The sequence below is a fragment of the Methanoculleus sp. UBA430 genome, assembly GCF_002506585.1.
In the GTDB taxonomy this organism is placed as follows: Archaea; Halobacteriota; Methanomicrobia; order Methanomicrobiales; family Methanoculleaceae; genus Methanoculleus.
In genome coordinates this window covers 258,563-271,167 of record NZ_DAXW01000003.1, presented here as the reverse complement: position 1 = coordinate 271,167, position 12,605 = coordinate 258,563, and the positions used below count along the sequence as shown (strand labels likewise).

Annotated in this window: 12 protein-coding genes and 1 pseudogene; 9 read left to right on the top strand and 4 right to left on the bottom strand. The window is 63.7% G+C overall.

All coding sequences use genetic code 11. The annotated features are described in order from the left end of the window. Positions 1 to 388 precede the first annotated feature (388 nt). Positions 389 to 1,279, bottom strand: a pseudogene (locus tag BRA49_RS03040) (Na/Pi cotransporter family protein); the annotation flags it as partial. 112 nt (positions 1,280 to 1,391) lie between these two features. Here BRA49_RS03040 and BRA49_RS03035 point away from each other — a divergent pair. Beyond that, the gene (locus BRA49_RS03035; RefSeq protein ID WP_292383329.1) at positions 1,392 to 2,057 is read left to right on the top strand and encodes a cytochrome c biogenesis CcdA family protein; all 666 of its coding nucleotides are present in this window, start codon (positions 1,392 to 1,394) and stop codon (positions 2,055 to 2,057) included. A 31-nt stretch (positions 2,058 to 2,088) separates the two neighbouring features. Here the strand turns inward: BRA49_RS03035 and BRA49_RS03030 are convergent, their stop codons facing one another. Then, positions 2,089 to 3,057 (bottom strand): ABC transporter permease, encoded by a 969-nt coding sequence (locus BRA49_RS03030; RefSeq protein WP_292383328.1) that lies wholly within the window; start codon positions 3,055 to 3,057, stop codon positions 2,089 to 2,091. Between the two features lie 371 nt (positions 3,058 to 3,428). Between BRA49_RS03030 and BRA49_RS03025 the strand changes: the two genes are divergently transcribed. Then, the gene (locus BRA49_RS03025; RefSeq protein WP_292383326.1) at positions 3,429 to 4,112 is read left to right on the top strand and encodes a hypothetical protein; all 684 of its coding nucleotides are present in this window, start codon (positions 3,429 to 3,431) and stop codon (positions 4,110 to 4,112) included. A gap of 58 nt (positions 4,113 to 4,170) precedes the next feature. Here the strand turns inward: BRA49_RS03025 and BRA49_RS03020 are convergent, their stop codons facing one another. After that, complete coding sequence (locus tag BRA49_RS03020) at positions 4,171 to 4,905, bottom strand: winged helix-turn-helix transcriptional regulator (protein ID WP_292383325.1); 735 nt, start codon at positions 4,903 to 4,905, stop codon at positions 4,171 to 4,173. Between the two features lie 284 nt (positions 4,906 to 5,189). Here BRA49_RS03020 and BRA49_RS03015 point away from each other — a divergent pair, with 284 nt between their 5' ends. The 4 genes from BRA49_RS03015 to BRA49_RS03000 all read left to right on the top strand — a co-directional run bounded on the left by BRA49_RS03015 (position 5,190) and on the right by BRA49_RS03000 (position 7,967). Next, positions 5,190 to 5,864, top strand: a complete 675-nt coding sequence (locus tag BRA49_RS03015) for a hypothetical protein (protein WP_292383323.1) — start codon at positions 5,190 to 5,192, stop codon at positions 5,862 to 5,864. Positions 5,865 to 5,982: 118 nt separating this feature from the next. After that, on the top strand, positions 5,983 to 6,294 hold the full coding sequence (locus BRA49_RS03010; protein ID WP_292383322.1) for a hypothetical protein: 312 nt from the start codon (positions 5,983 to 5,985) through the stop codon (positions 6,292 to 6,294). A gap of 3 nt (positions 6,295 to 6,297) precedes the next feature. Then, entirely contained in the window at positions 6,298 to 7,212 is a 915-nt protein-coding gene (locus BRA49_RS03005) for a calcium-dependent protein kinase (RefSeq protein WP_292383321.1), read from the top strand. Then, complete coding sequence (locus tag BRA49_RS03000) at positions 7,209 to 7,967, top strand: carboxypeptidase-like regulatory domain-containing protein (RefSeq protein WP_292383319.1); 759 nt, start codon at positions 7,209 to 7,211, stop codon at positions 7,965 to 7,967. The genes BRA49_RS03005 and BRA49_RS03000 overlap by 4 nt, the downstream gene beginning before the upstream one ends. 64 nt (positions 7,968 to 8,031) lie before the next feature. On the opposite strand, the gene BRA49_RS02995 is transcribed toward BRA49_RS03000, so the two are convergent. Beyond that, positions 8,032 to 8,517 (bottom strand): helix-turn-helix domain-containing protein, encoded by a 486-nt coding sequence (locus tag BRA49_RS02995; protein WP_292383317.1) that lies wholly within the window; start codon positions 8,515 to 8,517, stop codon positions 8,032 to 8,034. Positions 8,518 to 8,758: 241 nt separating this feature from the next. Here BRA49_RS02995 and BRA49_RS02990 point away from each other — a divergent pair, with 241 nt between their 5' ends. From BRA49_RS02990 to comE, 3 genes are read left to right on the top strand one after another with little or no spacing between them, the layout of a single operon-like run. Further along, positions 8,759 to 10,000: a methanogenesis marker 16 metalloprotein gene (locus BRA49_RS02990; protein ID WP_292383315.1), complete on the top strand. Its 1,242-nt coding sequence runs from the start codon at positions 8,759 to 8,761 to the stop codon at positions 9,998 to 10,000. After that, positions 9,997 to 11,289, top strand: coding sequence for a cysteate synthase (locus tag BRA49_RS02985; protein WP_292383313.1), 1,293 nt, complete (start codon positions 9,997 to 9,999; stop codon positions 11,287 to 11,289). The genes BRA49_RS02990 and BRA49_RS02985 overlap by 4 nt, the downstream gene beginning before the upstream one ends. Continuing rightward, positions 11,282 to 12,403 carry a sulfopyruvate decarboxylase subunit beta gene (comE, locus tag BRA49_RS02980; RefSeq protein ID WP_292383311.1) on the top strand — a complete coding sequence of 374 codons (1,122 nt, stop codon included), beginning with the start codon at positions 11,282 to 11,284 and terminating at the stop codon, positions 12,401 to 12,403. The genes BRA49_RS02985 and comE overlap by 8 nt, the downstream gene beginning before the upstream one ends. Positions 12,404 to 12,605 lie beyond the last annotated feature (202 nt).

The following is a 12,605-nucleotide window of genomic DNA, read 5'->3' as shown; positions in this document are numbered from 1 at the left end:
TGCGGAAAAACTCTCCGAGATCCGCCCCAAGGTAACCGAGCCGCCCGATCTCGTTTGACATCCGGACAAGGAAGACTACCTCGGTCGCTTCCGCGTCGGAGAGTTGCCGTGCCGAGATCTGCCGGAGGGCCTGTTCGATCCTCCGGTCCAGGTAGTTGTTCAGGCTCTTGAGTTTCTCAAGCATCTGGTAGTCCGATTCCTTTGAGGTGGCGAGGTAGGTCATCGCCGCCCGGAAGAGGTCGAGCGTGACCTCGTGGGCGTGCTTGAGCTCCTGCTGGATCAGGTCGAATCCCTGGTGCGTATCGTCGGGGAGGCCGCCCTCGAGGTGACGTGTCCGCATCAGGATCTCGGGCTCGCTCCCGGGCACCACCCGTTCGACGATCCGTCCGAACTGCCTGATGAGGAGGAGGAAGACGCCTGCCGTGATCAGGTTGAAGAGGAGGTGGGCGTTCGCCACCATCTGCGCCTCGGTCCCGCCGATCGTCGTCACGATATCGGTGAACGGCACGAGGAACGGGAAGATCAGGAGCACACCGCCGAGGTTGAAGGTGAAGTGAGCGACCGCCGCCCGCCGGGAGTGGAGGCCCATCCGGGCCGAGGCGATCAGGGTCGTCGTGGTCGATCCGATATTCGCGCCAAGCAGGAGCGGTATCGCCTGCGGGAGGGTAAGCAGGCCCTGCTGGGCGAGGACGACGGCAAGCCCGGTCGTGACGGCGCTCGACTGTATCATGGTCGTCACGAGAAACCCGATCAGGATGGCGAGCGGGAGTGCCGAGTAATCCGTGATAAGTCCGATGAGTTCGGGATCGTTCTGGAACGGCGCGAGCGCCGTGGAGATGAGGTTTAAGCTGAAGAAGACCAGGCCGAAGTAGAAGAGGGGTTTCCCCAGGAACCGGTAGCGCCGCCCGAAGATCCCGACGAGGAACCCGACCGGGATCAGCACCTGCCCGAAGGCCGTCATCTTGAAGGCGACGAGCTGGGCGGTGACGGTCGTCCCGATGTTTGAGCCGATGATGATCCCGAGGCTCTGGAGGAATGAGAGCGTCCCGGTGTTAACGAGGTTGACGGTGATGATCGTCGTCGCCGCGCTCGACTGGACGAGAGCGGTGACGACGGCGCCGAGGAGCGCAGCGAGGATGGGCCGCGCCGTCACCCTGCCGAGGACAGCGGCGAAGCTGCCCTTCGCGACCGCGAGAATCTCCCGGGAGAAGTTCTCTATCCCGTAGAAGAAGAGGATCAGGCCAGGAACGACGGCGAATACGAGCTCCCACGGGACCATTGCTGTTCGAGGAGTATGGAGCCTCTGCTCTGAAATACCTCTCTAAATGTATCTCCGTGCCGGAGAGTGCGGAACCGTAGGTATATTTTCGTTCCCGATCCAACCTCTCTTCGTGGCCTCCTTCGACCCCTCGGTCCTCGGCGTCTTCGTTTTCGGCCTCGTCGCCGGGATCTGCCCCTGCAACAGCGTCCTCTGTCTCGGGCTAATAGGCTACCTGACGAGCGGCAAGACGAACCTCACGCTCGCCGGGATCCTCAAATTGACTGTGGCGTTCTCGCTCGGCACGGTCCTCGTCCTTCTGCCGCTCGGGGGGGTCGCGGGATACGTCGGCGAGTACCTGCTTTTCTTGAGTGACACCGTCGCGTGGGGGATCGGCGGGGTGCTGATGATCCTGATGGGGCTGCAGCTCCTCCATGTCTACAAACCGCCGATACGGAGCATCTTCAACCTCTTTCGGGCGCCCGTATCTTACTCCGTTACGGGAGCGTTCCTCCTCGGGCTCTCGTTCGGGGCGATCACCGTGGGGCGCGGAGCGCCGATGCTCCTCGTCGTCCTGACCTACATCGCGCTCTACCAGACGGCTATCGAGGGGCTCTTCACGATCTTTGTGTACGCCGTGGGGCTCGCGATCCCCCTCATCGTGATCAGCTCGCTCGGCGGCGCGGTCGGGAAGAGGATCAAGGAGAAGGCGAGGGTGAGCGGGGAGGCCTTCGACCGGATCGTTGGCGTCGCGATCGTCGTGATCGGGGTTTATTTCCTATATCTGGCGTTTTGGTAAGGGATACAGAGCCCCCTCCTCTCACGAGCGGTCACCGGATATCCATCCGCATGAACCTCGTGTACGCGACGGCGAAGAAAGCGACGGGGTAGATGGTCAGGGCCGCAACACTCGACCATATCCCGCCGAGCGTATCTTCAAGGGTTGCCCCTGATGTCGGGGCGTTGGCGATCCCCTGGATGAGGGCATTGGTTGCCATCTGCGGTGATGCGAGGTTTCCGATGCTCTGGATAAGGTCAAACTGACCGTAATACGCCGTGATTGCTGCCTGGTAACCTTCCGACGAGATATCCCCACCATATGCCGCCGGATCGGGCTCCTCCATCATGAGCGCCATCCCGATATGCGTGGTGGCGTAGGGGAACAGGAAGACGAGGAGGATGAAGACGACCACGGAGAGGAGCAGGGCGCTGCCGCTCTCCCGGCAGAGGGTGGAGATGGCTAGCGCGATGGAGAAGAACGTCACGAGGAAGAGGAGGATGACGCCGGCGTAGGTCAGGATCATCCACAGATCGCCGGAAGAGGGCACGATCGAGAAGACGAGGAGGAGCGCGGTGGATATTGCGAGCACACTCCCGACGACGAGGGCGAGCAGCGCAACGCCCCCGAGCGCCTTGCCGTTGATGATCTCGTCGCGATAGACCGGGTGGGAGAGGAGGCTTTTGAGCGACCGGGACTCCTTCTCCCCGGAGACCAGGCTGAACCCGACGGCGATGGCAAGGAGCCCCCCGTAGGAGACCAGCGTCCGGAACATCGAGGAGTAGATGCCCTCGACCGGGGGTTTTGCGGGCATCATCCCGGCCGGTCCGTCGAACCGGTCTTCCATCGCCGCCAGTTGCTGGGCATACCTATCCAGTTCTCTCTCGTAGCTCCCGACCCCGCTGTAGGTTCCCACCAGGGCGATGACGAGGAACAGGGCGAGGATCACCAGGAACCGCCAGCCCGTGATCTGGTCGGTGAACTCTTTTTGGGCCACGGTGAAGACCCGTTCCGCCGTCATGTGTTATCACCGGTCAGTGTACATATATCTATCTTCATGCTCGTTCTCCGTCCGTGGTCGCAAGAGTGCCGCAGGCCCGCGACAATACGCGGCATCGCCCCTTAAGTGACAATCGAGGTTTTTCCGCCGCCCGGAACGGGCAAGGATTACTCAGATGCACTTCCACGGGTGTTGCCGTCTTGAGACTGGATCGTTACTCCATATACCTTTTCTCTCACATTCCTCTACACGTCGGGGCGTGAGAGGAGTGGATCCGACCAGTGGCCGCGGTACACCGACGATACTCTGCACCGGTCACATTTCGGAAACTTCAAGCCCGGCCGGTCCCATACTGACTTTAACCACGCCGGTTCCATCGGCCCGGAACTACCATGAGACGACCGATCCTTGCCGTCACCGTCGGAGTAATAACTGTCTACGCCTGCATGCACTTCTTCATCTTACCGGAGGCTCCGGACGTCACCCGTATCGAGAATATCACCCATCTTGAGTCCCCGGCGTACAACCCGGCCATCCTGGACCTCTGGGAGATCGCCGTCGATAGCACCGGCGTCGAGAACGAGTCGGCGAGACTGCTGCGACTGGAGACCAACATCGCCGGGGACGGCGCGATTCGGGTGATATGGCTCTACTTCTACGGCGATAAGAACGGCGAACAGCACGGCTACGAGGCGTATGTGGGGCCGGGCGGAACAGTATCGGCCAAATCGCAGAAGTTCAATTTTTCCGTGCAGGGGGTGCACCCCCTTGAACTCTTGCGGGAGGTCGACGCTATCGCCCTGGAGGATATTCCCTCCCGGGACCGGGGTATGAGGCTTCTTGTGAGCGTGAACGCGTACGGGGACCACTACAACGAGACCCGGGGAAGGCTCTACGAGGTCTTGGATGGAATATTCCGCCCGGTGAAAGAAGTGATGTTCGGCCCGGACGCGCGCTGGTACACCATCACGATCACTCCCCACCGGAGCCCGGGATCTCCACCATCTCCAGAAGAGGTTCTTATTGCGTTCACCCGGCAGGATCTCGCGGCAGCCGAGTCCGTAGTCTACGGGTAGGTGAGCGTCGAGAACCGGGACTCATTCATCGCCTCCAGCCCAACTGCCCCCAGGTGACCTAACCGGTTGCGTCTGCGCCCCTATTCGCCCGGAATACGATACCCCGCCGGGGGAAATAGCGCACCAGCCTTCCGTCCTTCTCGCTCCGTACGGCACCGTCCCGGATGAGCAGCGACATATGCCAGGTCACCGATGCACCGGAGATCCCGAGCGCGGATGCGACATCTTTTCGCGCTATCCCTGGATTCCGCGTGATGAGATCGAGGATCTCTCTCCGCGTCCCACTGAGAGAATAACTCTCTCCCTCATGCCCCCTCTTGCCGTTCGCATAATACCGCACCTGCCCGTGGTCGTGCTCCGCGAGAATCTTTCCCGTCTCGCGGAGGATTGCAAGGTGGTACCGGAGGGTTCCTGCGTTAACGCCCAGCCTGCAGGAGAGGAAGGCGTAGTTGATCCCGGGGTTCTCCCGGATGCAGAGGTACGCCGCACGGCGGGTGTCGTGTTCGAGAACGTTCTTTCTGGAGATCCTCCTCTGGCCGAGAATGAGCCATACGGTTACCGATATGAGGAATTGGACCGGGAGGAAGAGCAGGGGGGCGGTCATGAAGACGAAGTCGAGCAGGATCAGTTTGAGCGGCACGTTCCAGATGTACTCAGGGACCGGATCGCCCGGTATCGTTTCCGGATACTCCCATTCGCTCGGCTCTGTGCCGGCAGCGCTCCCCGGGGTGATGAGCAGCATGAGGACGATGAGGAGCAGCGCAGTCCTCGCGAGGGGGAGTTGATGCGACATTAAAGAGATCAGGTTGCCGTGAGTATAAAAACGGTGCTATTTTGTTATTCCCCCATCGCACGCCTCTACGTGTCTTCCGGTAGCCGGTCACCTCCGCAGTCCGGGTTCGGTATCGACCGGCGCAGCGAACGTCCCTGATGGACTGCGGCGAATTCTCCGGAACAAAACCAACGGATCCGGCTCGACGTGTAGAGGATCGTGACAGAAATCGTTTATAGGGGAACGTTGACTTCTCATGCATCGATCCGGAAGGCGGCCCCACCCGGCCGGGCGATGGTGAGGAGATGGACGAAAAATATACCAATACCAAAAAAACTCTGCTGAACCTGCTGATAGCGGTTACCATCCTCGCTGCGGTGGTCCTCCTGCTCTTTCTTGCTGTCGGGTTCGTCGAGACGACCATGCCGAACGATTCCTACGAGATCAGGATCACCGGTCTCTCCGATCTTGCCGTAAACGGCACCGCCACGGTCATGATCCCGGTTCCGGCGAACGCGAAGGGCGAGCTGGTGATCTTCGAGTCGTCCAGCGTTCTCCAGCCCGCCGGGTGGCGGACGGCGATCCGGGAGACGCAGTACGGGAAGATGATCGCGTTCACGACGACGGAAGACTACGCGCAGGATATCTTCAGACCGACCGGCGAGTTCGAGACGAAAGAAGAGCCGCGGCTGCTCGTGCCGGTCCTCGGGACCCCTGAGAACGCGAGCGTCGCCGAGTTCACCCGGGGATCGGGGGGCACCTACACCACGGTCGTCTTCCTCGACGGCTTCGTCCCGCCGTCGGAGGATGCAGCGGTGGTCTCGTTCGACCTCAGTTACCGGGGCGGCGGGGGCATGAAACACCTGATAAAGGAGGATACCTGGACGACAACGGTGCATGCGACCGTCCCCGGAACAACGTCCGGATTTGTCCTGGTTCCGGCCGAATACCATGTTATTGCCGGGGGTATCGCGTTTTGATGGGCAGCTCTGGAAGAGAACATCTCGATCGAAACGTATGTATATTGATAGTTAAACTCAGAAAGCCCGTAACAGGGCGATCTCTCTTGCTCTTTTCTCTCTCATCATCCTCACTGCCGTGTTGGGATGCCTCTCAAGCGACACTGTCGCCGACTGCCATAATCTCACCGTCACCCGAACCGATGCTGCCGGTATCGAGGTCCGGCACACTGTCTTTGATGAAGGGAGCGACGAATACGGCACCATTCTTTTGCCGGTTTCGGATGGCGGCCTGTCTGTCGGGGGGTCAGTCAAACAATCTCCGGAAAGCGACGAGCAGGCTCTGCTGCTCAAGATCGCGGAGGATGGTCGCATTGAGTGGAACCGGTTCTACTCGACGCAGCGTACCATTCAGGCAATCACCGCCCGGATATTCAACCACGGGAACTGAGCGATGAGGGGCCTGCAGATCGGTACACTTGTCTGTCTCACCGTGGCGATCGCGGCCGGCTGCATACTGGTTCTCGGTTCGGCGAATGCGGGTGGAGGTCAGTATGCTCTCGTTGCCGGGTTCCCGGAGGTTCCTGACTCCTGTACGCTCTACCGGGTCGTCCCCATCACCGTCACCGGGGAAGAAGTCCGTGAGATCGCGGGCCGGTTCGGGCTCTCCGGGGAGTTGAGCGAGAGATCCGGGGAGTTTTGCCTCGTCGACACTAAAAAGGACCCTGAGGCGTGGCTCTCGGTGTATGCGCATTCCGGTGGGGTGGTTTACCGCATCCCCGACCGTGAGCTGCCGGCCGAGGTGACCCGGCAGCCGGACCTCCCGACGGATGCGGAGGCGGAGGAGATTGTTCTTGCATTCCTGGAGAAGACCGGGATGCATTCGCCGGACGCCCGGGTCGTGGAGATCGGGGTGAACCAGAGGCACGAGGTCTGGAGTTCAGGTGACGGTGAACCTGAGGCATCGTACGATGTGACAATCGCCGCCCGGTTCGGCCGGTCGCTCGACGGGCTGCCGGTCTACGGCGACGAGTTCGCGGTCATCCTGGGCGACGGCGGCGATGTCGTCGGGCTCGTGAAGACCTGGCGGGAGGTGGAGCCGGCCGGAGATATCGCTTTAAGGTTGCCGGAGGAGGCGTATGCGGACCTCCTCGCATCACGGATCGTCCGCCCTTCGGCAAGTGCGGCCTACGACCGCGTCACGATCGAGAACGTCTCGCTCGGCTACTGGATGGAGCCTCGCGGTGTCGTGCAGGATACGGTCCGGCCGGTCTACGCGTTCTCTGGGACCGCAGTCCGGGACGGCGCTCCGGAGCCGTACGTCGCGTACGTCGCCGCCGCGAGGGATGGGTTGGAAGGAGGGGCATGAAAGAATTGACCCGATCGGTGGCAATCCTTCTCCTCTTCGCGCTGCTCCTCGCGACAATCCCGGTAGCAAGCGCAGGTATCGATCAGCACACGATCCCGGCACCGAGGGTGAACGAGACGATCGTCATCACCATCACCTCCCCGATCGAGGGTGCGGAGGGCTGGATCGACGTCGTGCCGCCGCACGTCGCCGTCGTCGGGGAGGTCCACGCCCCTGCAGGTCTGCACAACGTGGTTGTGCGGAGCGGAACAGAGGAGGTCTCGTGCGGAAACGGGACTGAGTTCGCCTGTTCTGTGCCGGTCCTGGCCGGGAAGAACGCGATCACCGTCGTGGCAACGGACAACTACGGGCGCCGGGCCGAGAAGACCGTGAACCTGACCGTCTGCATCGGCATCCCGCCGTCGCCGTTGATCACCGTCTCGGGCAGGGTGACGGACACCGGCGGCAATCTGATCCCCGGTGCATCGGTGCGGTTCGAGTCGGTGCTTACGCTCGACGACGAACCCCTCGCGGCGACGGCCACGACCGGTGAGGACGGCGCCTACCTGGTAGACACCCCCGGCTACCGGCAGACTGTCACGGTCGAGAAGGAGGGCTACGTCCCCCTCCGACAGGGGATCACCTTCGAGAACCCAACAAACACGCTCGACCTGGAACTGGAGCCACTGCCCCGGACGGTGCCGGGGTTCGGTCCCGCGGCCGGGCTCCTTGGGACTCTCGGGGCAGTATGGATTTTTTGGCGTGCAAAGAAGTAGGGCTGCAGGGGTGCTCCATGCTACCCGATAATATGACCCGGAGAGGGGGGATTTCCACAGAACCCTAAACCCTCTTTGCTATCGTCTCGATCGCTTCAATAATCGTCTGCTGTTGCGGCTTGATGATCGCCACCGGGCAGTCGACGATCTTCTCCACGATCGACGCGAGGATGGGGGCGCAGACGATCCCGAGCGCTCCCTCCTTCTCCGCCCGTGCCGCGGCGGCGATGCACTCCTCGAGCGAGTCCGCCGGGTAGCCCCGGATATGGTATTTCTTTTCACCGATGGGCAGATCCCGGTTATCGATATCGTCGAGCAGGAACCGGGCCGCGATCACCGCGATGAAACTCTTCTCCCGCGGCTCGAGGACGTTGACGATCCGCCGGACGGTCGAGAGGCGCGGGTCCGCCCTCCCCGACGTGAGTTTGTAGAGGGTTGCGGGCGGAATCCCGGCCCGCTCCGCGAGTTCGCGGATGCTCATGTCCTGGCGGGCGAGCTCCTCCTGGAGCGCCTCGGCAAACTCGGTCTCAAAGATTCTTCGTGAGAGCATTACTCTACTGTAGTAGGATTCTCAAGATAACTTTTTCCTCATATGGTCAAGAGATCTGCTATAGTGGCCAACCGCGGATCTCCTGATAATCCCGGTCAACCGGGTGGGGAACCTCGCGGGACAGAGGGTTTAAGGACGTTGAGGCCTATTACACCGCCTGTTTGACGGAGTTGCCTGGTAATGCAGGGCGAGCTCCGGCGTGACAGGGCCCGGTGCATGCAGGTGGAGGAATAAGATTATTATGAAGACACTGGCAGAGATCGACGAGAGAATCCGGAACGGCACCGCGGTTGTCTACACCGCAGCGGAGTTCAAGCACCTCATCCGCGAGGGTGCGGAGATCACGGCAGCAGACGTGGACGTGGTCACCACGGGGACATGCGGGGTGATGTCGGGGACCGCGGCGATCCTCTCGGTCCCGGTAGCGGCGCCGGGGACGTTCGAGCGGGCGGAGCGGGCCTGGCTGAACGGTGTCCCCTGCATGCCCGGCCCCTGCCCGAACGAGCGGTTGGGGCTGCTTGACCTGATCGTCTCCGGGACCGCCCACGCCGGGGCGGGCTACGGGGGCGGCCATCTCTTTCGCGATATCGTCGAGGGCCGCGAGATCGAGGTGCTGGTGGAGGCCGCCGACCGCTCGATCGAGGCGCGGGTGACCCTCGACGACTTCGCCTACGCCCGGCTCTTCACCACCCGGAGCGCCTTCAAGAATTACACCGCCTACGTCAACACCCGGCCGACCCGGGTGACGACGATCTTCTCGGTCACGGGGCTGGAGGGGCCCTGCCGGGAGGCATCGGTCAGCGGGTGCGGCGAGATCAACCCCCTCCAGAACGACCCGGCGAGGCTCACGATCCGGGACGGAACCCCGGTCTTCCTGAACGGCTCGGCCGGGATCGTGACCGGGGAGGGGACCCGGAGCACCCCGGCGCGGCCGAACCTCACGGTCATCGCCGATATGACGGGGATGCAGCCCCGCTATATGGGGGGCTTTAAGACCTCTGCCGGGCCCGAGTGCATCACGAGCCTCGGCGTCGCGATCCCGGTCCTCGACGACCGGCAGGTCGCTGCCCTCCGCGTCCTCGACGAGGATATCCCGCTTCCGGTCGCCGACATCAACACCCGGACCGTCCTCGACGAGGCGACCTACGCCGACGTCTGGCAGCAGCCCGACCGGGAGGTGACCTACCACCCCGAATGGTGCGAGGGGTGCTCGGCCTGTGCTGCGGCCGCGATCTGCCCGACGGGCGCGTTTAACCGCGAGACCGGGATCGACCGCGACCGCTGCCTCGCCTGCACCGCCTGTCTTGCCGCCTGCCAAAACGACGCGCTTGAGGCCGGGGAAGGGTCGCTCCGGGTCCGGGGCCGGAAGGTCCCGATCACGCTCCGCCAGTCCGGCCGGACGCTCGCGGAAGACCTCTGCCGGGACATAAAAGAGATGATCCTCGACGGTCGGTTCACCTTCACCGGGGGCGGGTGGCGGTGAGGGAGAAGTACCTCCTCCAGTGCCCGGGGTGCGGCAGGCCGTTTCCCGACCGCTACACCCTCGACTGCCCGTCGGGGTGCGACGCTCTCCTCCGGACGGTCTACGCGGAGCGCCGGCTCGTCCTTCGTGACCTCCCCGGGATCTTCCGTTACATCGAGTGGCTCCCGGTCGAGGGCCACCTCCGGATCGATGCCGGCCCGGTCTCCTACGGTAGCGTCGCCCTCGCCCGGGAACTCGGCCTCTCCCACCTCACCGTCACCTTCTCCGGCTACTGGCCCGAGCGGGGCGGGCGGATGGAGACCTGTTCGTTCAAGGAACTCGAGGCGCAACCGACGCTCCTCCGTCTCCGGGAGAAGGGAGCCGGGGTCATCCAGGTCTCGTCGGCGGGGAACACCGGGCGGGCGTTCTGCCAGGCCTCGGCCCTGACCGGGGCCCCGGTCGTGGTGGTGGTCCCGGCATCCGCCGCCGGCCGGCTCTGGACGACGGTTCCATCCCCGAACGTCTGCCTCATCACGGTGGACGGGGACTACTCGGATTCCATCGCGTTCGGGCGGGAGGTCTGCTCGCTCCCGGGGATCGTCCCGGAGGGCGGGGCAAAGAACGTCGCCCGACGGGACGGGATGGGGACGGTGATGCTCGATGGGGCTCTCGCCGCCGGGAGGCTCCCGGACTACTACTTCCAGGCGGTCGGGAGCGGGACCGGGGGGATCGCCGCGTGGGAAGCGGCGGAGCGGCTCATCGCCGACGGCCGGTTCGGTTCCCGCCTCCCGGAACTCCACCTCTCCCAGAACCTCCCCTTCGTCCCGATGGTCCGGGCCTGGGGGGCGGGGAGGCGGGAGATTGTTCCTGCAGAGGATATGCCTGACGCCGAATCCTCGATCGCCCGGGTCTCCGCCAGTGTGCTCACGAACCGCCACCCGCCCTGGGGAATCCGCGGCGGGGTCTACGACGCCCTCGCGGCCTCCGGCGGGAGGATGTATGCGGTCGCAAACGACGAAGCCCAGAGTGCCAGGCGGCTCTTTGCCGATACCGAGGGGATCGACCTCGACCCGGCCGCCGCCGTCGCGGTCGCCTCACTCGTCCGGGCGGTGGAGGAGGGGCTCGTCGGCCCGGATGACCACATCCTCCTGAACGTGACCGGCGGGGGTTACGAGCGTGCAGCAGAAGAACTCGACCGCTACCCGGTCGAGCCGTACCTCCGGGTCCGGGCCGGGGAGGCATTCGAGGGGGATGTCCGGGATGCCGTCAGAGCCTGGTTCGCGGAGCAGGGGGTGGCAATCCGTGCGTGAGGGCTGTGTCCTCGACCGGCTCGCCGCCCTCGGGGTCGATACCGTGGCGTCGCTTCCCTGCGACCGGACGCAGGAGTTCTGCGCCCTGATCCCGGAGCGGTTCCGGGCGGTCAACCTGACCCGGGAGGAGGACGGCATCGGGATCTGCGCCGGGCTCGCGATGGCCGGGGGGCGGCCGGTGCTCCATATGCAGAGTTCGGGGCTCGGGAACTCCTTAAACGCCATCATGTCGCTCACCGTCACCTTCGGCCTCCCCCTCCCGATCCTCGCGAGCTGGCGTGGGGTCTACCGGGAGGCGATCCCGGCCCAGGTGCCGTTCAACCGGGCGGTCCCGGAGGTGCTCCGTGCGCTTGGGATTCCGTATACCGTCATCCGCAGTCCCGGGGATGAGGAGTTGATCGATGAGGTCGTCCGGGACGCCTACGATTCTATGCGGCCGCATGTGGGCCTGATCCTCCCCTCGTTCTGGGAAGGGGCAGAGGAGGCCTGCCCGGCGGAGCAGGTCGTCCCGGCCCGGGCCAGGGAGTCGGCGGTGGACTACCGGCGGACGTTCCGCGACCCGGCGATGACCCGGAACGACGCGATCCGGGCTATCGCCAATATCCTCGACGGGGAGGCGGTCGTCGCGAACATCGGTGTCCCATCAAAGGAGCTCTACGCGGCTCGCGACCGGGACCTGAACTTCTACATGCTTGGGAGCTACACCCAGGCGACGCCGATCGGCCTCGGGCTCTCGCTTGCGACGGATAGAGACGTCGTGGTCCTCGACGGCGACGGGAGCCTGCTCGGGACCGCCGTCCTCCCGGTGGTGGCGGCGGAGGCACCGGAGAACCTCACGATCGTCTGCCTGGACAACGGGGCCTTCGGGAGCACGGGGAACCAGCCCACCCCGGCCTCTGGGCTGGTCGACATGGAATTCCTCGCCCGTGCCGCCGGGATCCGGCAGACGTGCAAGGTGCAGGACGAAGAAGAACTCGCGGAGGCATGGGAAGACCGGGGGCGGGGGCCGAACTTTATTCATGTGGTGTTAAGACCCGGGAACGCACCGGTCCCGAATATCCCGCTCGCCCCGGCCGAGATCCGGGAGCGGTTTGTGCGGGTGATTGGGAGGTAGGTGTTCGGTTCGTCTCTGTGGCGGAGCGAGTAAACCCTCTTTTTCCCGCTACCCGATATGACCCGCGGAACTTCTCCCAGTGTCCTGTCCCTCATCGCATCTCTTGAAGGTGCCGGACGGAAATGGTTGCACACATCATCGCGAGAAAAATGATTTCCTGTGCTTTTAACCCAAGAGGGGAGTTTTTTTTCGGCAGTTCCGA

Coding starts and splice junctions, on each gene's coding strand:
- BRA49_RS03030 (WP_292383328.1), bottom strand. CDS start 3,057: ATGACGGCGGAACGGGTCTTCACCGTGGCCCAAAAAGAGTTCACCGAC.
- BRA49_RS03025 (WP_292383326.1), top strand. CDS start 3,429: ATGAGACGACCGATCCTTGCCGTCACCGTCGGAGTAATAACTGTCTAC.
- BRA49_RS03020 (WP_292383325.1), bottom strand. CDS start 4,905: ATGTCGCATCAACTCCCCCTCGCGAGGACTGCGCTGCTCCTCATCGTC.
- BRA49_RS03015 (WP_292383323.1), top strand. CDS start 5,190: ATGGACGAAAAATATACCAATACCAAAAAAACTCTGCTGAACCTGCTG.
- BRA49_RS03005 (WP_292383321.1), top strand. CDS start 6,298: ATGAGGGGCCTGCAGATCGGTACACTTGTCTGTCTCACCGTGGCGATC.
- BRA49_RS03000 (WP_292383319.1), top strand. CDS start 7,209: ATGAAAGAATTGACCCGATCGGTGGCAATCCTTCTCCTCTTCGCGCTG.
- BRA49_RS02995 (WP_292383317.1), bottom strand. CDS start 8,517: ATGCTCTCACGAAGAATCTTTGAGACCGAGTTTGCCGAGGCGCTCCAG.
- BRA49_RS02990 (WP_292383315.1), top strand. CDS start 8,759: ATGAAGACACTGGCAGAGATCGACGAGAGAATCCGGAACGGCACCGCG.